This window comes from Rhodococcus sp. I2R, from assembly GCF_020889545.1.
GTDB lineage: Bacteria > Actinomycetota > Actinomycetes > Mycobacteriales > Mycobacteriaceae > Rhodococcoides.
This window is the reverse complement of sequence record NZ_JAHUTG010000038.1, coordinates 1-24,295: the sequence shown is the minus strand read 5'-3', so window position 1 is coordinate 24,295 and position 24,295 is coordinate 1. Positions and strand designations below refer to the sequence as shown.

At 62.1% G+C, this 24,295-nt stretch carries 24 protein-coding genes, 1 tRNA gene and 1 rRNA gene; 3 read left to right on the top strand and 23 right to left on the bottom strand.

Annotated elements, in window-relative coordinates:
* Both KVY23_RS23900 and KVY23_RS25335 read left to right on the top strand, forming a co-directional pair.
* Positions 1-311 (top strand): integrase core domain-containing protein (locus tag KVY23_RS23900; protein WP_230558436.1); only part of this gene is annotated, 311 nt, incomplete at its 5' end.
* A 14-nt stretch (positions 312-325) separates the two neighbouring features.
* Entirely contained in the window at positions 326-724 is a 399-nt protein-coding gene (locus KVY23_RS25335; RefSeq protein WP_363324722.1) for a hypothetical protein, read from the top strand.
* A 1,581-nt stretch (positions 725-2,305) separates the two neighbouring features.
* Here the strand turns inward: KVY23_RS25335 and KVY23_RS25330 are convergent.
* On the bottom strand, positions 2,306-2,518 hold the full coding sequence (locus tag KVY23_RS25330) for a 3-deoxy-7-phosphoheptulonate synthase (RefSeq protein ID WP_363324724.1): 213 nt from the start codon (positions 2,516-2,518) through the stop codon (positions 2,306-2,308).
* On the opposite strand from KVY23_RS25330, the gene KVY23_RS25325 reads away from it, so the two are divergent.
* Positions 2,453-2,884, top strand: coding sequence for a pentapeptide repeat-containing protein (locus KVY23_RS25325; RefSeq protein ID WP_363324723.1), 432 nt, complete (start codon positions 2,453-2,455; stop codon positions 2,882-2,884). The two genes, KVY23_RS25330 and KVY23_RS25325, sit on opposite strands and share 66 nt — an antisense overlap.
* A gap of 394 nt (positions 2,885-3,278) precedes the next feature.
* On the opposite strand, the gene KVY23_RS23895 is transcribed toward KVY23_RS25325, so the two are convergent.
* From KVY23_RS23895 to rrf, 22 genes are all read right to left on the bottom strand, one after another.
* The gene (locus tag KVY23_RS23895) at positions 3,279-3,953 is read right to left on the bottom strand and encodes an MAE_28990/MAE_18760 family HEPN-like nuclease (RefSeq protein ID WP_230558435.1); all 675 of its coding nucleotides are present in this window, start codon (positions 3,951-3,953) and stop codon (positions 3,279-3,281) included.
* The gene (locus KVY23_RS23890; RefSeq protein WP_230558434.1) at positions 3,953-5,002 is read right to left on the bottom strand and encodes a DUF262 domain-containing protein; all 1,050 of its coding nucleotides are present in this window, start codon (positions 5,000-5,002) and stop codon (positions 3,953-3,955) included. The genes KVY23_RS23895 and KVY23_RS23890 overlap by 1 nt, the downstream gene beginning before the upstream one ends.
* A 9-nt stretch (positions 5,003-5,011) precedes the next feature.
* Entirely contained in the window at positions 5,012-6,091 is a 1,080-nt protein-coding gene (locus KVY23_RS23885) for a DNA cytosine methyltransferase (protein ID WP_230558433.1), read from the bottom strand.
* Positions 6,092-6,510: 419 nt separating this feature from the next.
* Positions 6,511-6,584 (bottom strand) — tRNA-Pro (locus KVY23_RS23880).
* Positions 6,585-6,670: 86 nt separating this feature from the next.
* A complete protein-coding gene (gene der, locus KVY23_RS23875; RefSeq protein ID WP_230558432.1) occupies positions 6,671-8,110 on the bottom strand; it encodes a ribosome biogenesis GTPase Der in 1,440 nt (479 codons plus the stop codon).
* Positions 8,107-8,790 carry a (d)CMP kinase gene (gene cmk, locus KVY23_RS23870; protein ID WP_230558431.1) on the bottom strand — a complete coding sequence of 228 codons (684 nt, stop codon included), beginning with the start codon at positions 8,788-8,790 and terminating at the stop codon, positions 8,107-8,109. The genes der and cmk overlap by 4 nt, the downstream gene beginning before the upstream one ends.
* Positions 8,790-9,914 carry a pseudouridine synthase gene (locus KVY23_RS23865; RefSeq protein WP_075837534.1) on the bottom strand — a complete coding sequence of 375 codons (1,125 nt, stop codon included), beginning with the start codon at positions 9,912-9,914 and terminating at the stop codon, positions 8,790-8,792. The genes cmk and KVY23_RS23865 overlap by 1 nt, the downstream gene beginning before the upstream one ends.
* 11 nt (positions 9,915-9,925) lie before the next feature.
* Positions 9,926-10,600 carry an SMC-Scp complex subunit ScpB gene (scpB, locus tag KVY23_RS23860; protein WP_230558430.1) on the bottom strand — a complete coding sequence of 225 codons (675 nt, stop codon included), beginning with the start codon at positions 10,598-10,600 and terminating at the stop codon, positions 9,926-9,928.
* Positions 10,593-11,432: a ScpA family protein gene (locus tag KVY23_RS23855; protein ID WP_230558429.1), complete on the bottom strand. Its 840-nt coding sequence runs from the start codon at positions 11,430-11,432 to the stop codon at positions 10,593-10,595. The genes scpB and KVY23_RS23855 overlap by 8 nt, the downstream gene beginning before the upstream one ends.
* Positions 11,433-11,435: 3 nt before the next feature.
* A complete protein-coding gene (locus KVY23_RS23850) occupies positions 11,436-12,518 on the bottom strand; it encodes a ParA family protein (RefSeq protein WP_230558428.1) in 1,083 nt (360 codons plus the stop codon).
* A gap of 55 nt (positions 12,519-12,573) precedes the next feature.
* Positions 12,574-13,488: a site-specific tyrosine recombinase XerD gene (xerD, locus tag KVY23_RS23845; protein ID WP_075837529.1), complete on the bottom strand. Its 915-nt coding sequence runs from the start codon at positions 13,486-13,488 to the stop codon at positions 12,574-12,576.
* 6 nt (positions 13,489-13,494) lie between these two features.
* Positions 13,495-14,139, bottom strand: a complete 645-nt coding sequence (locus tag KVY23_RS23840; RefSeq protein ID WP_230558427.1) for an NUDIX hydrolase — start codon at positions 14,137-14,139, stop codon at positions 13,495-13,497.
* Entirely contained in the window at positions 14,136-15,896 is a 1,761-nt protein-coding gene (locus tag KVY23_RS23835; protein ID WP_075837527.1) for a CTP synthase, read from the bottom strand. The genes KVY23_RS23840 and KVY23_RS23835 overlap by 4 nt, the downstream gene beginning before the upstream one ends.
* Positions 15,897-16,045: 149 nt before the next feature.
* Positions 16,046-16,987, bottom strand: a complete 942-nt coding sequence (locus KVY23_RS23830) for a copper transporter (protein WP_206511423.1) — start codon at positions 16,985-16,987, stop codon at positions 16,046-16,048.
* The gene (gene steA, locus KVY23_RS23825) at positions 16,984-18,168 is read right to left on the bottom strand and encodes a putative cytokinetic ring protein SteA (RefSeq protein ID WP_206511522.1); all 1,185 of its coding nucleotides are present in this window, start codon (positions 18,166-18,168) and stop codon (positions 16,984-16,986) included. The genes KVY23_RS23830 and steA overlap by 4 nt, the downstream gene beginning before the upstream one ends.
* Before the next feature lie 90 nt (positions 18,169-18,258).
* Positions 18,259-20,025 (bottom strand): DNA repair protein RecN, encoded by a 1,767-nt coding sequence (gene recN, locus KVY23_RS23820; RefSeq protein ID WP_230558426.1) that lies wholly within the window; start codon positions 20,023-20,025, stop codon positions 18,259-18,261.
* Positions 20,026-20,027: 2 nt separating this feature from the next.
* A complete protein-coding gene (locus tag KVY23_RS23815) occupies positions 20,028-20,966 on the bottom strand; it encodes an NAD kinase (RefSeq protein WP_230558425.1) in 939 nt (312 codons plus the stop codon).
* Positions 20,966-21,817, bottom strand: coding sequence for a TlyA family RNA methyltransferase (locus KVY23_RS23810; RefSeq protein WP_230558424.1), 852 nt, complete (start codon positions 21,815-21,817; stop codon positions 20,966-20,968). The genes KVY23_RS23815 and KVY23_RS23810 overlap by 1 nt, the downstream gene beginning before the upstream one ends.
* A 1-nt stretch (position 21,818) precedes the next feature.
* Positions 21,819-22,034: a hypothetical protein gene (locus KVY23_RS23805; RefSeq protein WP_075837526.1), complete on the bottom strand. Its 216-nt coding sequence runs from the start codon at positions 22,032-22,034 to the stop codon at positions 21,819-21,821.
* A 52-nt stretch (positions 22,035-22,086) separates the two neighbouring features.
* The gene (locus tag KVY23_RS23800) at positions 22,087-23,112 is read right to left on the bottom strand and encodes an HAD-IIA family hydrolase (RefSeq protein WP_230558423.1); all 1,026 of its coding nucleotides are present in this window, start codon (positions 23,110-23,112) and stop codon (positions 22,087-22,089) included.
* Positions 23,109-24,035 carry a hypothetical protein gene (locus tag KVY23_RS23795; protein WP_075837524.1) on the bottom strand — a complete coding sequence of 309 codons (927 nt, stop codon included), beginning with the start codon at positions 24,033-24,035 and terminating at the stop codon, positions 23,109-23,111. Before KVY23_RS23795 ends, KVY23_RS23800 begins: the two co-directional genes overlap by 4 nt.
* A gap of 141 nt (positions 24,036-24,176) precedes the next feature.
* Positions 24,177-24,293, bottom strand: a 5S ribosomal RNA gene (gene rrf / locus KVY23_RS23790).
* Positions 24,294-24,295: the final 2 nt, after the last annotated feature.

Genomic DNA, 24,295 nt, shown 5'->3' with positions numbered 1-24,295 from the left:
TCTTTCACTCCGATCGCGGCAGTGTCTACACCTCACGCGCCTACCGTGCTCTGGTGAGCTCTCTGGGCATGCGGTCCTCGATGGGACGGACCGGGGTGTGCTGGGACAACAGCATGGCCGAAATTTTCTTCGCGGCGCTAAAGAACGAGTGTGTCTATCGCACGATCTATTCCACCAAAGCCAAAGCGCGAGAGGACATCATCAGGTACATCGAAGGCTTCTACAACCCGCGTCGTCGACATTCAGCGCTCGGGTACCGATTCCCGAACGACGTCCACTACAGTTACCAGCAGCCCGCGATCGCGGCCTGAAATAGTCATCTCCATTGTCCGAAATCCTCGCGGCAGATCAGTCCCCACCAACCGGGGCACGGCTGCTCTATGGAGCCATACGTGACCGCTGGGCGGAGTTCGGACGCGAGGACGGGCAGATGGGATACCCCCTCTCAGATGAGCAGGTTGCACCTGATGGGGTGGGACATCTGGCTTCATTCGAAGGATACGGGTCAATATACTGGTACCCAGTAATTGGAGCCTGGCCGGTACCTCAAAGAATCCTTGCGCTATGGCAGACAGCAGGATACGAAACTGGCGCGCTTGGATACCCCATCGCATTGCCTAAAAACCTGACGTCGGGACCCGGCTTCACAAAACAACAGTTTCAAAATGGCATGGCTGTCCTCGGAAATGACGGCAATGCAATGATCGCGGTTGGAGGCGAATAAACTTGAGACGTCCTTTCAGTGCCCTAGTGAGTGCTTTTTGCTTGACCCTTGTTGTATCAATTGCTTTTACACCGCTTGCAGCCTCCGCGCCGCCTGCAGATGGGTATACATCTTGGCGGGTCGAGGATCAAGTTGATGCGTCCGGAATTGGTGACGTTCCATTTCGGCATGGCGACTGGGATTCAGACACGGATAAAGGATTCGGAATTGACAAGATGGAGAACAAACACTCCGTGACCAATATGGATATGGTCAAATGGATCCTCCAGGTCGGCACTAAAGAACGTAAACCTGGGGAGATGCAGGATCAAGATGCGCAGTACGGGACCCAGGTCCGATCCACGGCTAGTATATTTACACGCTTCTGCGTAACCGATCCATTCAGCGGCGTACACGTCTGCGGAGACCGAAAGGGTCCTTTCAAAATGCTCGCAGTCGTGGAGGACGAAGAACATGACTTTTACTGGGTCGGTCGCGCTAGCATGAAGCCAGATCCAAACAACCCCGGAACACCAAAAGCTGGTAATCCGAACATTCTATTGGGTGCTGACTACGTCAGCGATGAGCGAACAGTCGGAATTGTTACATGCTACCAGATCGGGAGAGATGGAGCAGTCGACAAAGAAGCTAACGACTGGCAGTTCCATGAAGAGGACTGCGTAAAGGCCTCAGTCCTTGCGGCCGCGCACGAAAACGTTGCAGCCGTTTATGACCCAACGGGCGTTAGGTCACCTATTAGTCGCAAATGGTCTTCCAGGTTTCGATTGCGTAGGCGTGGTCTAAGTTTTTGCCTGTTTGCAGGGCCACCACTACCTGCTATATGCCAGGCGAAGTCCTCCGGGGCAAGGATAGGCATACTGGCTGCGGTGACAAAGACTGCAAATTTAGTGGGTCGATTACGTACCAACATTGGACCAGTAATTACTCGGTAAGAATAATCAAATATCTCTGGACCAAGAGCCGCATGAATCCAGGATTCTTCTTCCTCGTTTGAAAGGTGGTCGTATCTATTCGGTGGGCCGACAACTCCTGCCTTCGTTGATAACATCAGTTCGACATTAATCAGATAGATTGCCTCGGGCCCGTCGAACGTCCCAAAACCGCTTGGATCGCGTACGTCCCACGAGAGCGTCAGGTCAAGTTTTGAGTTTGAGAATGAGGGAGCTCGAACAACACCTAGCTCCCTCGACTGATTAACAGGCATGTTGGATAGACCAGACTTTATGAGCTCTAGTATATTATGACGTTGCTGATTCAATTTGGGTCCCCACGTACTTTGAATAACGTGATGAAAATCGAGTGGTATATCGGTCATCTTTCCTAAGATACCGTGGATCTCCAGTCTTATCCAGGGGAAAACGGCCCAGCTGCAATCTTGTCGAGAAACGGTGCGACCGGATGCGCACCAAGGACTAGTTGCACGAGCAAATCCTGTAACGGCTGCGAGCGCTTGATCGACACGACGAACACGGGGTGGGGACTTTTAGTTGGCCACCAGTGGGGACCTCGACCTGGCCACCAGTGGGTACTTTTTCATGGCCACGGACAGTCGGGATGGCCATCCCAATCGTGGGGAGACTTTCACAGCAATGCGAGAAAATGTGCGACAACTTCCGCTGAGTGCTCGGCGTTCAACCGCGTATCGCAGCTCGAACGGTAGTCGAGAAAGCTGTGCGGCCCGTCAGTTGTCGGCATGCATTCGGTTACGGAGTCGGGGATTGATTCCAAGTGCAAACCTGCGGGCCACTGCCTCGCAGCCTGGAGCACTCGTATGAATGCAGTGACCTCTCCGATTTTCGTCGAACAGTGGACTTCAGTGGCTCGACATTTAAGGCAGCGTCAAGTTTCAAGGGGTGTCAGTTTTGGGGAGGCGCCATTTTTGATGACGTTAGATTTCACGTTGGCGTTTTCGAATTTTCCAAATTTATGCAATCTGCAAGCTTTTCGCATGCAGTATTTCGAACGGTTGCATCTTTCCGGAATGCTAGATTTGAAAGAGATGTGTCCTTTGCGGCAACACGTTTTGGCGACGTCGCAGTCTTTGAAGATGCGGTGTTCAAGCAGTCCCCTGACTGGGTGTCAACCCTTTTTGCTCGTGCGGCGAATGGTCCCCCAGCGAATCGTCCTGGTTCACAGACTGGCCGCTGCGGTAGTGAGTGATGGCACTGGGTATCGACGTGACCCGCGGCAAGTCCAGCTGGTGTTGTGCAATGGGAGAGCATCGCCAACGATCAATTAGACACCTAAATCGTCGACGTCTAGCAACCAGGCCGCAGATCGGACGAGCGTAGGCGACTGCGGCCACGAACGGCCCAGCCTTAGGTTCAAAGTCGTAGGCCCACCGACTTGACGGAGGCGCACGTTCCTCCTCAGTGCGCGGGAAACAGGGGCCCGGTGGTGCGGATGCGCCCTTTCGTTGTGGAGCCTGCATAGCTCCACGATGCCCTCAACCAGCAGAATCACGACTCGAAGTCCGATTTACGAAAAAGTGAAACGCCTGTATCTCGATCTCGCAAATTCTGCCAGCGCGAGGCTTCGTTCAAATTTCAAAGAATCATGAAGAATTGGCGACAAACAATCGGCGATCAATGTAAACCCCAACTTTAGCGACAAGTAGGTCCAGCGCTGTCCTGATACTTTCAAAAAATGTTGACAGTTCGCGCACGGTTAGGTCCCGACCGATGTTCGAGAACGAAACCTCTCCATGTGCCAACAGGTTGCGTTTTGAATGGACCGTTCGAAACGCGTAGTCCACACTGGAATCAATATCTTCTGAATTCAGAAGGATGCCAAATCGTGCAAAAATTTGAACTAGCGCTTGGAGATTCAAGTTTCCGGAGAAGTAATTTCGCCGTTGACTGAGAGCCATACGGACAATATCACCACCCCCTGGACTCGCAACAGATTCGGCATGCCACTTTTCAGAGCTATCAGCCCGGGAAATATTTCCAAGCGCTAAGAGCACTAACTCGTTGCTAAACGCCGCCAACGGTTCGACTGACCCTTCGATTTCGTCCTTTATCGCTGCGACTGCTGCCGACGCTGTACCTTCGACCAGGTTGTATAGCATCAGAAGTACTGAAGCTTTGAGAGTAGGGTCGATTTCAGAGGACAATCCAAACCCCCGCGAAGTAGTAGAATCTCCCTGTGGTTTTGTCTGCTCTTCCAACCAACTCAAGAGCTGAGCAATCTCCTTGCAGCGCGATTCGTACTCCAAAAAGCTATTCATCAAATAATTCCAAGCAACTTATCGCGTACAAATTCAATACGCGCGCTAACGTTTGCCTGCGTATTGCTTGCCCCTGAGGTTACCAACGTCTTATAGGGGTCGCCATCGACCCATTCGGTCGACGGCGGAATCAGTGTCGAATCCACCGAGAGCGCCAGGGCGACGCCTACTGCGATCGAATCAAACCTGTTTCGCCTTGTTGATTTATGGTGCAACTGCTCTCTAAATCCGGCGGGAAAGTAGGCGCCAACAAAGGCTAGCATTGAATCCCATGTTTCGCGCATAACATTGGCCCTTTCCTCTGACCAATCCTTAGTGCTTGCAGCCAGATAGCTGTCAACAAGGTCCGAAATCTTGCGCGGCATGTGCTGATAACCGTCGAGGTAAGCGAAGAATCGAAGCACCAACTCATCCGCTTCCCTTCGTTTCCTGCCCGCATCCGAGATCGGCGCAAGCTTCTCAAACCGATCATCGATAGCCAACTCGCCAACGAGCGACAGAACTGGACCGTCAGACGATCCACGTCGCCTTTCCATATCTTTTAGAATGTCAGAACCATTATTGATCCGCTCAAAGATATCTCGTCGTACATTTTCATCCGCTTTTCGCGTCAACTCAATCATCCGAATTGTAGTTCGATCAAATCGACGACGGCGCGACGGCAGCAAATCCTTGATTGTCTTGCCATTCATCTCAGTTAGCTTTTGCAGATTCGTGAGAATTAAGTCACTGGAAGAAAATCGCACAATTGTACGGACACGCTGAGAACCATCAACAATTTCCAAACGGCCATCGTTTTCCTGTACATCTGCAACAAATATCGGTGGAATTGGAAGCCCGATGAGAAGACTCTCGATTAACTTCGACTGGCGCTCTTCGTTCCAGACAAACTCTCGCTGGTAGTCAGGGATATAAATCTCGCCCTCTCCGGTTTCGAGTCCTGAGTTGAACTTGTGGACCAAAACCTCCAATGGATACTCACGCGTGTCGTAGTCTACTACCGTTTCGTTTTCGACGATTTGCTTCTCGCGGGACTCTGCTTCATTCATTAATTCAACCTAGATGTATTTCTCTAAATGTGAGTTGATGGCATTTCCGATCTGTTTCGCGAGGGCCACTGGGACTGCATTTCCGATATGTCGACCGACAAGGGCGAACGACCGCAAAGTCTCGGCTTTCTCAAACTTGTAGTCCTGTGGAAATGTCTGCAACAAGGCTCCTTCTCTCAACGAAATCGCCCTGTCCTGAACGGGATGGCCAAACCTTCCGTTGCCGTAGCCGAAAAATTGAGTTGTCACGGTCGGCGCAGGAACATCCCATTCCATCCGCCCGTACACGGCCGGGAATGTTGCGCCAGATTCCCCCTTGTGGCAAGCAGCACGAAGGTCGTCCGGCCAATCTCGCCACGTCCCCCCAGGCCTGGAGTTGCGGATTCGCTCAAGATTGACCGCCGAGAGAGCGCTTGCCCGATGCGTGGGGTCGACTTTATTGGCCTCCCCCGCGCTGATCGGTACCAGTCGTCCAATCGCTTGACGAACAGTCTTTGCCTTCGCAACATTGGATGCGGGGAGTGCAATCGGGGCTAGTCTCGATGCCATCAACACCAAACGTTTCCGCGTTTGGGGGACACCGAACCCACTTGCGGGGAGTGTCTCCCAAGAGATGTGGTAGCCAGCAGAAGCCAGAGTTTCTAAGAAGCCGTTGAACGCTGGATGTCGACTCACTGCTGGCACGTTCTCCATACTGACGACTGCGGGACGCAGATCGTCAACATACTTGGCGAATCGCAGGACAGGCGCTGACGGATCTTCCTTCGAGGTACCGCGCGAGTATTTGGAGTACGGCTGACATGGGGCGCAACCGACCAAGACCCGTACCGCTCCGGCACTCCACATGGACTCGATCTCGTCCGACGAAGTCTCGAGCAAGTTGGCGTGCACGAACCTGGCATCATTGTTTACCGAGTAGGCGTATTCGCAGTCTGCATCAGAATCAAGACCTGCGACCACATTGATGCCAGAATCCTCAAGCCCCCTTGTGAGACCACCGACGCCACAAAAGAGATCTACGACCTGAACCGCAGATGGAGAGGTAGCTGTCCTTGCAACGGACAAGTGTGGCTCCTTCTCTGCCGTCATCACACAGACTAGCCAACGATACCGGCCGTGGAGAACACTCTGAACACCCGGACCATCAGGGATCCATGTGGCGAAGTCGGCGGTCATTGTCATGCCGATGGCCAGCGAAGGAACTAGTTGCGGCACAAGTTAGGACAACACTCGAGCCGGTGGTACGTGTCGTGGCTACATCTGCGATCGACGACGTCCGCTCGGCTCGCTAGCTTCGTTCTCACATTCGCAATGGACCGGTAGGCCACCTTGGCGCTCAGTGACCCGTTTGTCGGTCGGTAGCAGTTGCTACGGCTGTGATGGAGGGAACATCCGGGGAGGCCGAAAGACAACTGAAAGTCAATCGAAAAACGAGTACCGGCACTGCACAAGGACGAAAAAAGCGGCCCCGGATTTCTCCGGAACCGCCTGTGACCTGCAATTGTGTGTCGGGCTGACAGGATTTGAACCTGCGACCACTTGACCCCCAGTCAAGTGCGCTACCAAGCTGCGCCACAGCCCGCCGCGCCCCGTAAGGCGCTCGATGAGATTACCCCAGCCCCACCCCTGAGAGGAAATCGCCTGCTCAGGGGCGGATCGGAGCACTGGTCAGCGGTGTCCCTTGCCGGGCCGTTCGCGCTTCTCGCGGATACGGACCGAGATTCGCACGGGGCTGCCGTCGAAGTTGAACTCCTCGCGCAGACGCCGCTCGATGAACCGGCGGTAGCCGGCCTCGAGGAACCCCGTGGTGAAGAGCACGAACGTCGGTGGACGCGTCGTCGCCTGTGTCGCGAACATGATCCGCGGTAGTCGTCCGCCACGCATCGGAGGCGGCGTCGCCGCGACAACTTCCTTGAGCCAGGTGTTGAGCCTGCCCGTCGGGATGCGCTTGTCCCAGGACTCGAGTGCCGTCTCGAGCGCAGGAACGAGCTTCTGGACGGCCCTACCGGTGTGGGCGGAGATGTTGACGCGCTGCGCCCACGGAACCCGAGCGAGGTCGCGGTCGATCTCTTTCTCGAGCTGCATCCGGCGGTCCTCGTCGACGAGGTCCCACTTGTTGAAGGCCAGCACCAGCGCACGGCCAGCGTCGGCCACCATGCTCAGTACCCGCAGATCCTGCTCCGAGATCACCTCGGAGGAGTCGATCAGCAGGATCGCGACCTCGGCGGCCTCGATGGCGGACTTCGTGCGCAGCGACGCGTAGAACTCGGCGCCACTAGCATGACTGACTCGCTTACGCAGCCCCGCGGTATCGACGAATCGCCATGTCTTGCCGCCCAACTCGACGAGCGAGTCGACCGGGTCGACGGTGGTGCCCGCGACATCGTGCACCACGGAACGCTCGTCACCGGACAGCTTGTTGATCAACGAGGACTTGCCCACATTGGGCTTGCCCACCAACGCAACTCGCCGCGGACCGCCGCCGGGAATGCCCTCACGGGGCGTCTCCGGAAGTGCTTCGAGCACGTTGTCGAGTAAGTCACCGGTACCGCGGCCGTGGGTCGCGGACACCGAATGCGGCTGACCGAGACCCAAAGACCACAGTGAAGCGACCTCGGATTCGGTACGGGAGTCGTCGACCTTGTTGGCCACCAACAGCACTGGTGTCTTCGATCGCCGAAGCACCCGCGCGACAGCCTCATCCGTGGTGGTCGAACCCACCCGAGCATCGACCACGAGCAGGATCGCGTCGGCTGTGTTCATCGCCAACTCGGCCTGGCGAGCCACGGACTGCTGCAGCCCCTTGGCGTCGGGTTCCCAACCGCCGGTGTCCTGCACCATGAAACGTCGTCCGGACCAGTTGGCCTCGTACGACACACGGTCACGCGTCACACCGGGCACATCCTCGACCACTGCCTCGCGGCGGCCGATGATGCGGTTGACGAGTGTGGACTTGCCGACGTTGGGACGACCCACCACAGCGAGCGTCGGAACCGCTACGGCGGCTTCACCGTTCTCGTCCTCGGTGAGATCGACGAGTTCCCACTCCCCCTCGTCGTTCCACGTTCCGTCGTTCGCGGCTTCGGCCGAATACAATTCCTCGGTCACTGCTTCACTCCAGTTCTGTCTTGCACAACCTGCAGCAACGCGGCGATGACGCCGTCCATGCCCAGGTCGCTGGTGTCCACGATGACGGAGTCCTCGGCAGGCCGCAACGGAGATACGGCGCGAGTGGAGTCCGCATGATCGCGGCGTTGAACATCGGCGAGCACGGCGTCGTAATCATCGCCGCGTCCCTCTTCGACGTTCTGTTTGTTGCGACGGTCTGCGCGTGCCTCCGGCGTTGCCGTCAGGAATACCTTGACGTCGGCGTTCTTCAGCACGACTGTGCCGATATCGCGGCCCTCCACGACGATTCGCGGCGCGGACGCCGCGATATCGCGCTGCATCTGCACCAGCAGCTCACGCACGCTCGGCACTGCCGACACGGCGGAGACGGCCTTGGTGACGGCTGCGCCGCGGATCTCGGAAGAGACGTCCTCACCGCCCATCGTGACGGTTTCGGCGGCGGGATCGGTGCCGATGTCCAGCGGCAGAGTAGCCACGAAGTCGGCGACCTTGCCTGCATCGGTCGGATCGACGCCGGCACGCAGCACCCACACCGTCGCCACACGGTACATCGCACCGGTGTCGAGGTAGCGGGCATCGAGTGCAGCGGCCAGCCTGCGGGAGACCGTTGACTTACCGGTTCCCGACGGCCCGTCCATGGCGATGACGAGACCCGCCATCACAGACCGACCGACTCGTAGAGCTTGCCGATCTCGCCGCGACCCAGAACGCGAAGAGTTCCGGGTCGCTGATCGCCGAGCGCGATGTTGCCGACGTCGGTGCGCACGAGGCGACCGACGGGGTAGCCGACCTTCTCGAACAGACGCCGCACGATGTGCTTGCGGCCTTCGTGGAGGGTGATGCGTACGAGGGACTTGCCCTCGCTGACATCGAGCAGCGAGTAACCGTCGACCTTGACGGGTCCGTCGTCGAGCACGACACCCGAGCGCAGTTGTTTGCCGACCTCACGCGGGATGGTGCCGAACAATGTCGCGAGGTAGGTCTTGGACACCTCGAACGACGGGTGCATCAGCCGGTGAGCAAGATCACCGTCGTTGGTGAACAGCAACAGCCCCTCGGTGTCGGCATCTAGCCGTCCGACGTGGAAGAGACGCTGCCCTGCCTGCACGCGCTCGGAGACGATATCGCCGACGCAGGGGCGGCCCAGATCGTCGGACATCGTGCACTGCCACCCGCGTGGCTTGTTCATCGCGAGGTGGACGAGCTCTTCCTTGACGACGATGCGGGTGCCGTCGACGCGGACGATGGCCACATCGGGATCGATGCGGTTGCCCTGCTCGGTGACGATGCGTCCGTCGACCTCGACGCGGCCGTCCGCGATGAGCTCCTCGGCTGCGCGACGCGAGGCGACACCGGCCTGCGCGAGCACCTTCTGTAGCCGAACACCTTCACCGCGCGGCACGTGGCGACGCTTGGTGTCGGACTCGATGTACTGATGCTTCGCCGGCTTGGCGTTGTTGATGATGGTCGACGGTGCCTGCTTCTTCTGCGGCTTCGGCGGCTTGGGCCGAGACGGCTTCTTGCGCGGCACGGCGTCGTTGCTGCGGTCGTTCACACCACTGTCCGCAGACTGGTCCTCGAAAGGTTTGCGCTGCTCAGCGCCCTTGCGTGGGGCTGCGGAACGGGGAGGCCGGGGCCCGGTGGGCTTTCCTCCGGCGCGGGGCGAGTCCCCTGTGCGGCGTCCCTCGCGCGGCTCCTCCGACCTACCTGTGGTCGGCTTCCTGCGCGGATCCTGTCGTTTGTTTCTGTCCGGTGTGCCATCACGGCGAGCGGGCTTGTTCACTTCTTTACCTATCAGTCGTCCGAGTCGAGCTCGGCTACCGGATCGGGTTTCGATCCGCGGTTCTTGGTGGAGCGGGTCACTCTCGGGTCGGTATCCATGCTGTCGCTGATCTCGTCGATCAGGTCCACTCCCGGCAGCAACGGCGCCAGTTCAGGCAGATCCGTCAGTGAAGCCAGGCCGAGCCGTTCCAGGAACAGCTCGGTGGTGGAGTACATCGTGGCATTCGATTCCGGGTCGACTCCAGCTTCCGAAATCAGACCGCGAGCGAGCAACGTGCGCATCACTCCGTCTACGTTGACTCCTCGCACGGCGCTGACTCGCGCGCGGGTCAACGGTTGACGATATGCGATAACGGCGAGAGTCTCCAGTGCCGCACGTGTGAGCTTCGACCGAGCTCCATCGAGAAGGAGCCTCTCGACGTACGGCGCGTAGACCGTGCGGGTGTAGAAACGCCACCCGTCGCCGGCGTAGCGAAGGTCGATTCCGCTGCCACGCTCGGTGAAACTCGCGGCCATCCGCTCGAGCATCGGCTTGATCCGGGCGACATCGCTGCCGACCGCCGACGCCAACAGCTCGTTCGACGCGGGCGAATCGACGACGAGCAACACGGCCTCGAGCGCGGACTCCAGCGTGGCGTCGTCGAGCTCGTGCTCGTCCTCGGCGACTTCGTTCGTCAGTTCATCCATAGTCCACCGCCGCCACGACAATCTCGTCGGACTTCGCCTTCCCCGTCCAGCTGACCATCAGCTCCCCCAACGGCTCCGGTTGATCGAATGCGAGCACCTGCTCACGGAACAACTCCAGCAGCGCCAAGAATCTGGCCACGATCTCGACGGTGCTCTCACATCCCTCGGTGAGCTCGCCGAACGGCGTCCACATGTTCTCGCCCTTGGCTTCGAGTCGTTCGAGCACCCACCGCGCCTGCTCGGGCACCGAGACCGAATGCTGATGAATGTGGTCCAGACCCACCGTGGGTATCGGTTTGGGCCGGAACGCGGCAGCCGCGATATCGGCAAAACGAGCCGGGTCGACGCCGAGGAGCACCTCGGGGATGAGGTCGGTGTAGCGATCCTCCACCGAGACCGACCGCGGATAACGCCGCAGTGCAGCAGCTTCGAGCTCTCCGAACAACTGCGCCACCTGCTTGTACGCGCGGTACTGCAGCAGCCGCGCGAACAGTAGGTCGCGTACCTCCAGCAACGCCAGGTCCTCGGCGTCCTCGACATCACCGGACGGCAGCAACCTGGCGGCCTTGAGGTCGAGCAACGTGGCTGCGACGACGAGGAACTCGGTTGTCTGATCGAGCCCCATCTCGCGGCCGAGGCTCTTGGTGAACGCGATGAAATCGTCGGTGACGGTGTGCAGCGCCACCTCGGTGACATCGAGGCGATGTTGACTTATGAGCGTCAACAGCAGATCGAACGGGCCTTCGAAGTTGAGCAAGCGAACGCGAAACCGCGACGGATCCTCGTTTTCAGGGACCTCGACGGCGACGTTCTCGGCAACGGACTGCGTCATCGACTACGGGCCGGACCGGTAGATCACCTCTCGGGCCAACGCCCGATAGGCCTGTGCGCCAGAAGATTTGGGCGCCCACGTGGTGATCGGCTCCCCCGCCACACTGGTTTCCGGGAAACGCACGGTCCTGGTGATCACCGTGTCGTAGACGACATCGCCGAACACCTCGACCACCCGCGTCATCACCTCACGTGAATGCAGCGTGCGCGCATCGAACATCGTGACGACGATTCCCGCAAGCTTGAGTCGCGGATTGAGCCGGTCGCGCACCTTCTCGACGGTGTCGTTGAGCAAGGCGAGTCCGCGCAAACTGAAGTACTCGCACTCCATCGGAATGAGCACCTCGTCGGCGCAGGTCAGGGCATTGACCGTCAACAGGCCGAGAGAAGGCTGGCAATCGATCAGTACGTAGTCGTACCGATCGAGCACCGGGTGCAGCACCCGGCCGAGGGTCTGCTCGCGGCCGACCTCCGTGACGAGCTGAATCTCGGCGGCCGAGAGATCGATGTTGCTGGGCAGCAGATCGAGATTCTCCACGCGGGTACGCATGAGCACGTCGTCCGCGGAGATCTTCGGCTCCACCAGCAGGTTGTAGACAGTCAGGTCCAGCTCGTGGTGCGCGACGCCCAGGCCCGCGGACAGTGCGCCCTGCGGGTCGAGGTCGACGAGGAGGACCCGGCGCCCGTAAGCGGCGAGCGAGGCACCGAGATTGATGGTCGACGTGGTCTTACCGACGCCGCCCTTCTGATTGCACATCGCGATGACCTTGGCAGGGCCATGGCTGGAGAGTGGCGTCGGCTGGGGTACCTCGCGGGTCTTGCGCCCGGTCGGACCCAGCTCGTTGGCCGCCGGAACGACGTCTCGTGTCTCACGGCTGGTTTCGGGTTGGCGCGTGTGGAACAGGGCACCGTCGCTGTGGGAATGCTCGGTCGACAGGCCGTCGGGAACTGCCTCGTAGGACCGGTACGACGTATCGGCAACGCGCGGCGCCATCTGCCCTGGGCCTGACTCCGCCGCTGGCGGCTGCGGTGTCGACACTTCCTCAGCGCCCCCTGTCCATTCGTCTGTTGGCGTGTGTACTGCCAACGGTTAACGCTACCGCGTACACGTGCGGCACCTTCGCCGGACACGCGCAAAACCATCAGCGGGCGCGCGGGTGCGCCCCAGCCCACACTTCTCGCAGCGTGTTGACGGTCACGAGCGTGTAGATCTGCGTCGTGGTCACCGATGCGTGGCCCAGGAGTTCCTGCACCACTCGCACATCGGCGCCGCCGTCGAGCAAGTGGGTGGCGAAGGAGTGGCGCAGCGTGTGCGGCGACACCGGCGTCGCGATCCCCGCTTTTTCTGCGGCGGAATGCAGAACCTGCCATGCGCTCTGACGCGAGAGCCGACCGCTGCGCGCGTTGAGGAACAGTGCCGGCGTCGCCTTCTTCGCCAGCGCGGGCCGGCCTCGGACGAGATAGGCGTCGATCGCTTCGATCGCGGGGCGGCCGACGGGCACGAGGCGCTGCTTGTCTCCCTTACCGTGCAGCACGACCGACCGATTGTCGGTATCGATGTCGTCGACGTCGAGTCCCACCGCCTCGGAGATCCGCGCGCCGGTCGAGTACAGCAGCTCGAGCAGGGCCTTGTCCCGCAGCCCGCGCGGTGCATCCTCGCCTTCGACGCCGGCCGAGTCGAGTATGGCGATCACGTCGTCGAGCGGAAGGGACTTGGGCAGCCGACGGCTCGGCGTGGGCGGCTTGACGGCGCTGGCCACGTCGAGCCGAGTCATCCCCTCGGCCGCCGCGAACTTGTGCAGTCCGCGCACGGCGATGAGTGTTCGAGCGGCCGAGCTCGCGGCGAGCGGCGGGAACTCCTCGCTCCCCCGGCGCAGGTCGACGACGAACGCCGACACATCGCCTTCGCTCACCCGGTCCAGATCGTCGATCCGGTGCCCGGACAGAAAGGCCTCGTACCGCCGAAGGTCCCGGCGGTACGAGGACAGTGTGTTCTTGGCAGCACCGCGCTCGACCTCGAGGTGGTCGAGGTAGGTCGATATCTGGTCTGCCAGCACGGGCGACTACCCGCGCGGATTCTTCCGACGCTCGAAGGTAGTCGGGAGATCCGGCCACGGAGCGTCGGCGGGGCGAAGGGCCGTCGAACCGGCCCGATGTGCGGCAAGAGCGAGTATCCCGGAGACGGCCGAGGCGTTGACGATATCGCCGGACAATGTGCGCTCGACCGCCTCGGTGAGCGGGACGAACTCGAGCACGATATCGGCTTCCTCGTGCTCGGCCTCGGGACGATCGACCTCGCTCAATCCCTCGGCGAGAAAGATCCGAACGATCTCGTCGGTGAATCCCGGTGACGCTGCGACATCGACGAGCACCGACCACCGCTCCGCGGCGAGACCGGTTTCCTCGGCCAGCTCACGCTTGGCTGCCTCCACCGGAGGCTCGCCGATCTCGTCCAACAATCCCGCAGGCAACTCCCACAGGCGACGGCCCATGGGGTGACGGTACTGCTCGATCATCGCGATCCGGCCTTGATCGTCTACGGCAGCGACACCGACCGCACCGTGGTGCTCGACCACTTCACGCTCGGCGACGCGTCCCCCGGGCATCTCGACCTGGTCGAGTCGCAGCGCCAGGATTGCGCCCTCGTAGACGGTCCTCGTTCCGACGGTGGCGAATTCGAAACGCGTCCCCTCGGGCGATTCGGTCATCCGATGCTCTCGGCGGTGGCTCCCGACACCGGGAACTCCGAGTCCGTGCCGGCCTGCTCGTCGCTGCCGCCGTCACCATGAATGTCGACGGGAAGCCGTTCGGCCGCCTTGTATTTCAGCGCTGCATTGACCAACGCCGCAAACAGCGGGTGCGGACGGGTCGGACGGCTCTTGAGCTCAGGATGAGCCTGCGTGCCGACGAAGAACGGGTGCGTGGAGGCAGGCAATTCGACGAACTCGACGAGATGACCATCCGGCGAGGTTCCGCTGAAGACCAGTCCGCTCTTGGAGATCCGATCGCGGTAGGTGTTGTTGACCTCGTAGCGGTGACGATGGCGCTCGGAGACCTCTGTGGTGCCGTAGGCACCGGCAACTACCGATCCCTTGAGCAGCGTCGCTGGATACGCCCCGAGTCGCATCGTGCCACCGAGGTCGGCTTCACCGGCGACGGCATCTTCCTGGTCCGCCATCGTCGAGATGACGGCGTGCTCGGTCTCCGGTTCGAACTCGGCCGAGTTGGCGTCGGTGAGTCCGACCGACCGCGCAGCTTCGATGACCATGCACTGCAGACCCAAACACAGACCCAGCAGCGGAACTTTGCGGACACGGGCGTATTCGATGGCACCGAGCTTGCCTTCGATACCGCGGATACCGAACCCGCCGGGAACAAGCACGGCGTCGACGTCACCGAGCGCTGCCTGGGCACCAGCAGGTGTTGCGCACTCGTCGGAGGGCACCCACTTGATCTCCACCTTGGCGCGGTGCGCGAAACCACCCGCGCGCAACGCCTCGGTGACCGACAGGTAGGCGTCGGGCAGATCGACGTACTTGCCGACGAGTCCGACCCGCACCGTCTCGCGGGGCTCGTGGACGCGCTCGAGGAGACCGCCCCACACCGTCCAGTCGACGTCACGGAACGGCAATCCGAGCTTGCGAACGACGTAGGCGTCGAGTCCCTCCTTGTGGAGGACCTTGGGGATGTCGTAGATCGACGGCGCGTCCGGGGTGGAGATGCATCCGTCGACGTCGACGTCGCACATCAGCGCGATCTTGTTCTTCAGCCCGGGGGTGACCTCACGGTCGCAGCGCAGGATGAGCGCATCGGGCTGAATACCGATGCTTCGAAGCGCGGCCACGGAATGCTGCGTCGGCTTGGTCTTGAGCTCACCGGACGGAGCGAGGAACGGAACGAGGGAGACGTGCAAGAAGAAGACGTTCTCCCGGCCCACATCGTGGCGGACCTGGCGGGCGGCCTCGAGGAACGGCTGCGACTCGATGTCGCCGACGGTTCCGCCGATCTCGGTGATGACGACGTCGGGTAGATGCCCCTGTAGATCCGGGCCGTTCATCGCCAGGATGCGCCGCTTGATCTCGTCGGTGATGTGCGGGATGACCTGAACGGTGTCGCCGAGGTACTCCCCGCGACGTTCCTTGGCGATGACCGTCGAGTACACCTGTCCGGTGGTGACGTTGGCGAAACCGGAGAGATCACGATCGAGGAAACGTTCGTAGTGGCCGACGTCGAGGTCGGTTTCGGCCCCATCCTCGGTGACGAACACCTCACCGTGCTGGAACGGGTTCATCGTTCCGGGATCGACGTTGAGATAGGGATCGAGCTTTTGCATGGTGACGCGTAGACCACGTGCTGTCAGCAGCTGGCCGAGGCTCGACGCCGTCAGGCCCTTGCCTAGCGAGGACGCGACGCCCCCACTGACGAAGATGTGCTTTGTGTCAGATCGCGACTGAAGGCGTGACAATGATGCTCCCGTGACCACTCTGCAGGGCTTGCTCCTGCCAGAGAGCTGGCAAGAGAGGTAATGCGTGAAAAATGGGCCTGCTACCCACGGGACTTCACGGTAACACCTTTGAGCGGATCCATCGCGAACGGCACGCGTGAGCGCGGAAATTACAGAGCCGGGGCTCCGACGGTGACGGCTGTGGCGTTCGGTCCCGTTCCGTACCGACCGGCAGCGCCGTCCAGCTGTTCCTGGAGAGCCAACGCGGTGGTGACGCGGCCCGCCACACGATCGACGTTGTCCACCGTGCTCACCCCGGCCGACAATGCAGCGTCGGCGCGCACGACCGCGATGGGGCCGTTGCCCTCGGCAGCCGCGGTTCGACCGGCCAGGACCGTGCCGGCACCTCTGCCGTCGAGGCCACCGGCGAACCTCGCAACGATTGCTCCGCGATTGCCGTCCTCACTGCTGCTGCCACCGGTGACGAGCACCGCGAGCTGAGCGGGGGCGACTGCACCGTTGTCGTAGGCGATGAACCCGCCGCTGCGCAACGTTTCCAGCGCCAGCGCCAACTCTTCCGGCGAGGACTGCGGCTGAGCCGTTTCCGGGTTGAGCAGGAGCACCGAGCCGAGCAAGTCGCCCGCCATGCTGCCCTGATCGACCGCTCCCGTACGCAACTGAATGCCGGCGGGTACCACGTTGGTCAGTCTGGTTCGCAGATCGTCGCCGCTGGCAGCGGAAACGAACGAGTCGGTGAGCGAGACGCGTCCCGTCACGGCGGCGCCGGACGCTCCGATCGCGTTCTCGATGCCGTCGACATCACCGGGATCGGCGTCGGGGGTGGTGATCACCACGACGCTGCGATCGGCCAGCGCGTCACGTACTACGCGGCCGGACACCGCGTCGTCGAAGCTGTCGGCGGCATTGAGTTGCTCGCCGAGCCGGTTGTTCGTTTCCTGCAACGCACCGATCTCGTTCTCGAGATCGGACTTGTCATCGCGCAATCCCGAGACCAGTCCGCTCGAGAGCAGTCCCGACCCGAGCACCACTCCGATGGCAAGTGCAATGAAGATCGCCGCGATCGAGATGGCGTGTTGACGCATGGAAATCACTCGAGCAGCCCCTGAACCCACGTAGCGAACGAATTCCACAGTTGGACAGCCCAGTCGAGAACTTCGCCGCCCATGTTGGACACGACGAGAGCGACGATGATCGCAACCAGCGCCGCGAGAACGAGCAGCGCGATGGCTCCGCCCGACACACGACTGCGATACAGCGTTGCCACGGCCTTGGCGTCGACAAGCTTGGCGCCGACCTTCAACCGGGTCATGAAGGCTGCGGGGTTGGTGTTCCGGCGTCCCCGATCGAAGAACTCGTCGAGACTCGCAGGAGAGCCGACAGTGACGATGAGCGAGGCACCGTGATGATCGGCGAGGAGCAACGCCAGATCTGCGGGCGCACCCGTCGCCGGGAACGTCATGGCGCCGATACCGAGGTCCTGGATTCGTTCCAGTCCGTTGGCGTGCCCGTCGGAGTCGGCCGGAAGAACTACCTCCGCGCCGCATTTGAGCGTCTGGGCCGTGATGTCCTCGGGATCACCGACGATGAGGTCGGGACGGTAGCCCGCCTTCATCGCGGTGTCCGCGCCTGCGCCGACACCGATGATGATCGGTGCGTACTCCTTGATGAACGGCTTGAGGTTCTTCAGGTCCTCGGCATGACCGGGGCCGTCCGCGACCACGACGACGTGGCGGTCCTGCAGCACGATGTCCACATCCGGTACGCCGACGCCGTCGATGAGCAACGGGCTCTCGCTGCGGATGAACTCGATGGTGTTGCCCGAGAACGCCTCGAGGTGATCCACCAGACCGGTCTTGGCCTCGATCATCTTGTCCGAGATCTCGGCTTCGCTCTGCTCCTCGCCCTTGGCGAGTCGCCGATCCCCGGTGTAGATACCGCCCTCGTTGAGGCGGATCTTGGATCCGTCCTTGATCTTCTTGAAGACCTCGGAGCCCGCGGAGTCGATCAACATGATGCCGTTGGCGACGATGGCCTCGGGGCCGAGGTTCGGGTATCTGCCCGATATCGACGGGGAGGCGTTGACGACGGCCAGCACCCCCGCCTCGACGAGCGCGTCTGCCGTCAGGCGATCCAGGTCGAGTTCGTCGAGAACGACGACATCTCCCGGACCGACACGCTTGAGCAGCTTGGCTGTGTTGCGATCGACCCGGGCGATACCGCTGATCCCGGGCAACGAATCCTGACTACGTGATAACAGTGCCGGCATCTTCATGTTCTTCATGATGACTCCGGCGACACACCCGACGTTGGAGGCGCGCCGAAACAACTACCACACTGTTCACATCTGCAACAAGTGCCGGGGTCAGCGTTCGCGGTCTGCCCGTGCTGTCGCCAGTAGCTCCTCGGCGTGGGCTCGGCCTGTCTCCGTATCGTCCAGACCGGCCAACATACGGGCGAGCTCTACGACACGTTCGGTTGCAGACAACGTCTTCACACCGCTGTTCGCGGCGCCCCTCTTGGCATCGGACTTGTCGACGACGAGATGCGTGTCGGCGAATGCCGCCACCTGAGGAAGGTGGGTGACGACGATGACCTGGTGCGTGCGGGCCAATCGCGCCAGACGACGGCCGACCTCGACAGCCGCGCGACCACCCACTCCGGCGTCGACCTCGTCGAACACCATCGTCGCGCCCTTGTCCGAACCAGCGAGCACCACTTCCAGTGCCAGCATTACCCGGGACAGCTCACCGCCGGAGGCACTCTTGCTGATCGGGAGCGCCTGCGCGCCGTCATGCGCGGACAGCTTGAACTCCACCTCGTCGACGCCGCTGCTGCCTGCGTGGAGGTCGACTCCGTCGACGGTCAAGGGCGCGGAATCCTGCGGTCCCGCGGGGATGGTTCGGAGATCTAGCTCGATCTTGGCCTTGCCCATCGCCAAACCGGCGAGCTCGCCGCTGACCGCTTTCGCGAGCTTGACCGCGGTCTTGCTCCGTGCGGCCGAGAGCTTGCTCGCAGCGGCGGCGACCTGCTCCGATGTCTCCTTCACTCGTGTGGACAACTCGGCCAGCGCGTCGGCCGAGACGTCGATCCTCGACAGCCGCTCACGTGCGTCCTCCGCCCACGCGATCACGCCGTCGACGTCTGCGGCGTACTTGCGGGTAAGGCCTTTGAGCTCGGCCTGCCTGGTCAGAAGCGTCTCCAGGGCACTCGGGTCCGAGGGCAGGTCGGAAAGGTAGGAGGTGATGTCGGCTCCGACATCGGTCACCACAGCCATGGCCTCGTTCAGCCGAGGAAGCAGGTCCGTCAGAACCGCGTCGTCGACACTTTCGAGCCGAGTGCGTGCGGCGCCGAGCAGATGCAGCGCCGAGACGCTCTCGCCGAGATCGTCGGATGCACCGACGAGTGCGGCCCCGGCGCCAACTGCCGACTCCCGCAGCGAATCGAGGTCACCCAGTCGACGCACGTCGGCGGAGATGGTCACATCTTCCTGCGGCTGCGGGGCGACAGCATCGATTTCCTGGAGCCCGAATTGCAGTCGATCGGCTTCCTGTGCGAGTTCTCGACTGCGTTCGGTGCGATCGATCAGTTCGGTTCTCGCAGCCAGCCATTGGGACCGGGCGGCGCGATACTTCTTCAGCGGACCGGCGACGGACTCCCCGGCGAAGCGGTCGAGTGCTTCGAGTTGGCGATCCGATCGCAGCAGCCGGAGCTGGTCGTTCTGGCCATGCACGGTGAGCAGCGAATCGGTGAACCCCGACAACACAGCTGCGGGAACACTTCGGCCACCCAAGTGGGCGCGCGAGCGTCCGTCTGCGCCCACGGTACGCAGCGCGATGATGGACTCGTCCTCGTCACGTTGCGCACCAGCAGATTCGAGGACTCTCTCGACCTCGTCTACCACCTGCGCCGACGCAGTCTCGGTACTGAATCGTCCTTCGACCACCGCCCGATCGGCACCCAACCGCACCCGCCCGGCGTCCGCCCGCGCGCCCGAGAGCAGATGCAGGCTGGTGACGACCATGGTCTTGCCGGCACCGGTCTCGCCCGTCAGTACCGTCAGACCTTCGTGGAACTGCGCACTCGCCGCCGAGATGACACCGAGGCTGTCGATTCGAATTTCTTCGAGCATGCTTACCTCGCTCTCCCCCGCCACCCAGAGGTGGGCAATGCAAACTTGGTCACCATACGATCGGCAAACGGTGCCGAGTCCAGCCGAACCCACTTGATCGGTGTGGCGCCTCGGATGACCTCGACACGTCCGCCCGCGGGTAGCTTCATCGTTCTTCTGCCATCACAGAACACCAGGGCGTCGTGGCCCCCGGCATCGGTTTCGACGGCGATCACCGATTCCGGACTGGTCACCAGCGGTCGCGCGAAAAGAGCGTGCGCGTTGCTCGGAATCACCAGGATCGCCTCGAGCTCCGGCCACACCACGGGACCACCTGCAGAGAATGCGTAGGCCGTGGAACCCGTCGGCGTCGAGATCAGCACACCGTCGCACCCGAAAGCCGACACCGGACGGTCGTCGACTTCCAGTACGACCTCGAGCACACCCAGCCGCGAACCGTTTTCGATACTCGCCTCGTTCAGCGCCCAGCCGTGCTCGATCACCCTGTCTCCGACCCGGACGCTCACATCGAGAGTCATGCGATGCTCGATGCGGTAGTCGCGACGGACCACACGCGCCAACGCATCCTCGAGATGATCCGCCTCGGCCTCGGCCAGAAATCCGATGCGGCCGAGATTGATTCCCAGGACCGGTATGTCGGCAGCTTGCGCAACTTCAGCGGCGCGCAGGAACGTCCCGTCGCCGCCGAGGACGAGAACCAGTTCGCACCCCAGGGCCGCTTCCGGTCCGAATTCGACGACGTTGAGTTGTAGGTCGGATCCGACGCCCTGGGTGACGCCCTGCGCCTCGATGCGGGAGGTGTCGACCTCGTCCACGAGGACACGAAGCGAAATTCCGGCCTCCTCGAAGACCTTTCCTACTCTTCGTGCGGTGTCGGCGATATCACGCCGTCCCGGATGGGCAACGAGCAGAACTTCGCGCGCGGATTCCGACTCCGGCATCACTGTGGTCCTTCCTCGACTGCGCGGCGTACAGCAGTTGGAATATCGCGTTCGACCTCGTCCTTGGGGCCATCGTTGGTGCCGGCGTCGGGGCCACCGGGCAGCGATCGTAGCCACAGGAAGTACTCCACGTTGCCCGAGGGCCCTGGCAGCGGACTTGCCGTCACATCCTGCAACGCCAGACCGAGTCCGGCGGCCGCCGACGCGACCTTCACCACCGCGGACATCCGCAACTCCGGATCCCTGACCACCCCGCCCGAGCCCACGCGGTCCTTGCCCACCTCGAACTGTGGTTTGACCATCAACGCCATGTCCGCCCCGGGTCCAGAACATGCCACGAACGCCGGAAGGACCAGCTCGAGCGAGATGAACGACAGGTCGGCGACGATCATATCCACCGCTCCACCGATCGTCTCCGCGTCGATCGAACGCACGTTGGTGCGGTCGATGACGTGAACTCGGTCGTCCGATTGCAGGCGCCACACCAGCTGGCCGTAACCGACGTCGACGGCGACCACCTCGCGGGCACCCTTGCTGAGCAGAACGTCGGTGAAACCGCCTGTCGACGCGCCCGCGTCGAGGCAGCGTTTGCCGGCGACCGACAGTCCGCCTCGCTCGAACACCTCGAGGGCGCCGAGGAGCTTGTGAGCGCCACGCGAGGCCCAGTGCACCTCGTTGTCCTCGACGAGAACCACCAGCGGTGTACCCGCTTCGACGGCAGTGGCCGCTTTGGTGGCCAACGTGCCGGCGATCTTGACTCGACGCGCATCGATCAGCTCGACGGCGTGCTCACGTGAGCGCGCCAGACCCCGACGTACGAGTTCGGCGTCGACGCGTGCGCGTCGCGCCATATCAGCTCTTGTCCACGGAGGACAGTGCCTCGACGAGGACGTCGTGGGCTCGTTCGAGAATCTGCGCTTGGACCGTCAGGTCCATCGGCGCGTCACCGTCTGTCGGCAGCCGGTCGAGGAGACGGTCGACCTCGGCCTGGACCACGTCCGGATCCACCGCAACGGTCTCCGGACCGTGCGGGCGATGTTGTCCTGGAAGTGGAATCGGCGCGCTCATTGCCGCCAACGCTATCGGATCGGTCCGATGGACGCCCGCCCGCGTTCGATCGTCAGAGTTCGAGGAGACGACGCAGCTCTTCCGTCCGGGCGCCGAGCACGCGGATGCTGTTCCACGAACCTGTGTTCTCCCAGGCCGAGGCCGTTGCCGTCAGTAGACCGCCGAGCGTGTCGATTGGCGCAGTGCCGTCGTGAACGATGACGAGAACGTCGCCCTCGATCTCGGCAGACCACCCAGGTTTCGGCCCGATTGCGGACGTATCGGCGCTCTGGTTGAGGATGTCGAGGTCGAATCCGATGTGATGTGGGCGTTCACTGTGGTCCGCGCGAAGTACATCCACAGCGCTGCTGACACCGGTGAGTACGAGCAAGGATGCGATCGCCGTCGCATTGGCGCCGGCGATGTCGGTATCGAGGCGGTCACCGACCACGAGGGGCCGCCTCGCTCCGCTCGAGCGGATGGCATCGTCCATGATCGGCGCAGCCGGCTTGCCTGCAACCAGCGGTTCCTGGCCGGTCGCTGCCCGCACTGCCGACACCATTGCGCCGTTGCCCGGGGCCAGACCGCGCTCGGTGGGCAGTGTCGCGTCGGTATTCGCGGCGACCCAGAGCGCTCCGCCGCGTATCGCGAGAGTGGCCTCTGCGAGTATCGACCACCCTGTCTCGGCACTGTGCCCCTGAACGACGGCAACGGCGCCCTCGTCGGCGCTACGCACCGGTTTCAACCCGACGAGTGCAACCTCCTGCGCAAGCGCATCGGTTCCCACGACGACGACGGCGGACCCAGCCGGAATACGCTCGGCCAACATCCGCGCGGCGACCTGGGCACTCGTGACCACGAATTTCTCCGAGGTGTCGAATCCGAGATCGACGAGATGCTCGGCGACATCCGACGGTGAACGGCTCGCGTTGTTGGTGACGAAGTACTGCTTCTCGCTGCCGAGCCGCAGCGCGTCCACAGCCCCCTCGATGGGGTTCTTGCCTTGATACACGGTGCCGTCGAGGTCGAGTAGCAGCACATCGAACAACTCGCGCAGGGTCGCTGCAGGCGAGGCGATCGGCTCGTTCGCTGCGCTCACTGGTCGTTCCCGGACAGCTCCTCGACACGCTCCTCGGCGTCGGTCTCACCCTCGATGTCCGCGGCGGCGGCGTTGAGGAACCACTTGATGCCCTCGTCCACCCGCCCGGCCGCGACAAGGGCGTCAGCGTAGACGTAGAACAGACGCGCAGCCGGAGTTCCGGATCGCGACGCATCCAGATCCGGAGTTTGCAGCGTGACGACGGCCTGGTCGAACTGCATGAGGTCCATCCGCGCCCCAGCAACAACGATGCGAAGTTCTGACGCTTCGTCTCCGGTGAGCTGGCGTGCTTCGTCGCTGCGTCCGAGTTCGATGGCGCGTTCTGGGCGGCCGAGTCCACGTTCGCAGTCGGCCATCACCGCGAGGTGGCCTGGTCCACCGGCCATCCGACGCGCAGCGCGCAGCTCGGAGAGCGCTTCGGCCCATTCGCCTGCGTGGTATGCGGTCAATCCCGCAGTCTCGCGAACAACGGCGATGCGGCCTGCACGTTGACGTGCGGCGCGCGCGTGCTGCAGCGCGAGCTCTGGATCGTCGTCGACGAGTTTTCCTGCCATCACCATGTGGCGGGCGACTGCCGTGGCGTTGTTCTTGTCGAGGCTGAGCAGGTCGCGTCGAACAGCTTGGTCGAGTTGGCCGGCTTCGATTTCGTCGGGCAGATCAGGCTCATCGGGACGTGGTGGACGCCGTTCGGCGGATCCACCTTCGGCCCGGCGATCACCCGAGAATCCACCTTCACCACCGCGCCGACGTGGGGGGCCGTCCGATCGGCGATCGTCACGTCCACCGGATCCCCCCTCGGGGCGACGTGGGTTTCCGGAGCGTCCGGCACCGTCCGGCCGACCGCCAGTGCGCCCTCGTGGACCGTCCGGTCGACCTGATCCGTCGCCGCGGAAGGGTCGGCGGTCGTTGCTGTCTTCCGACACAGGGGTTCCTTTCGGTCGTGCGTGGTGTTCCAATGAAATCAGAAAGAGTCCGTCGTACAGGCAGTGGCATCGAAACGCACGCCGTCTGTAGAAACGCAAAAAGGGGACCCACCTTGGTGGGTCCCCTTTTTGTGACGTTGTGTTCGGCGGTGTCCTACTCTCCCACACCCTGTCGAGTGCAGTACCATCGGCGCTGGAGGGCTTAGCTTCCGGGTTCGGAATGGGACCGGGCGTTTCCCCTCCGCTATGGCCGCCGTAAC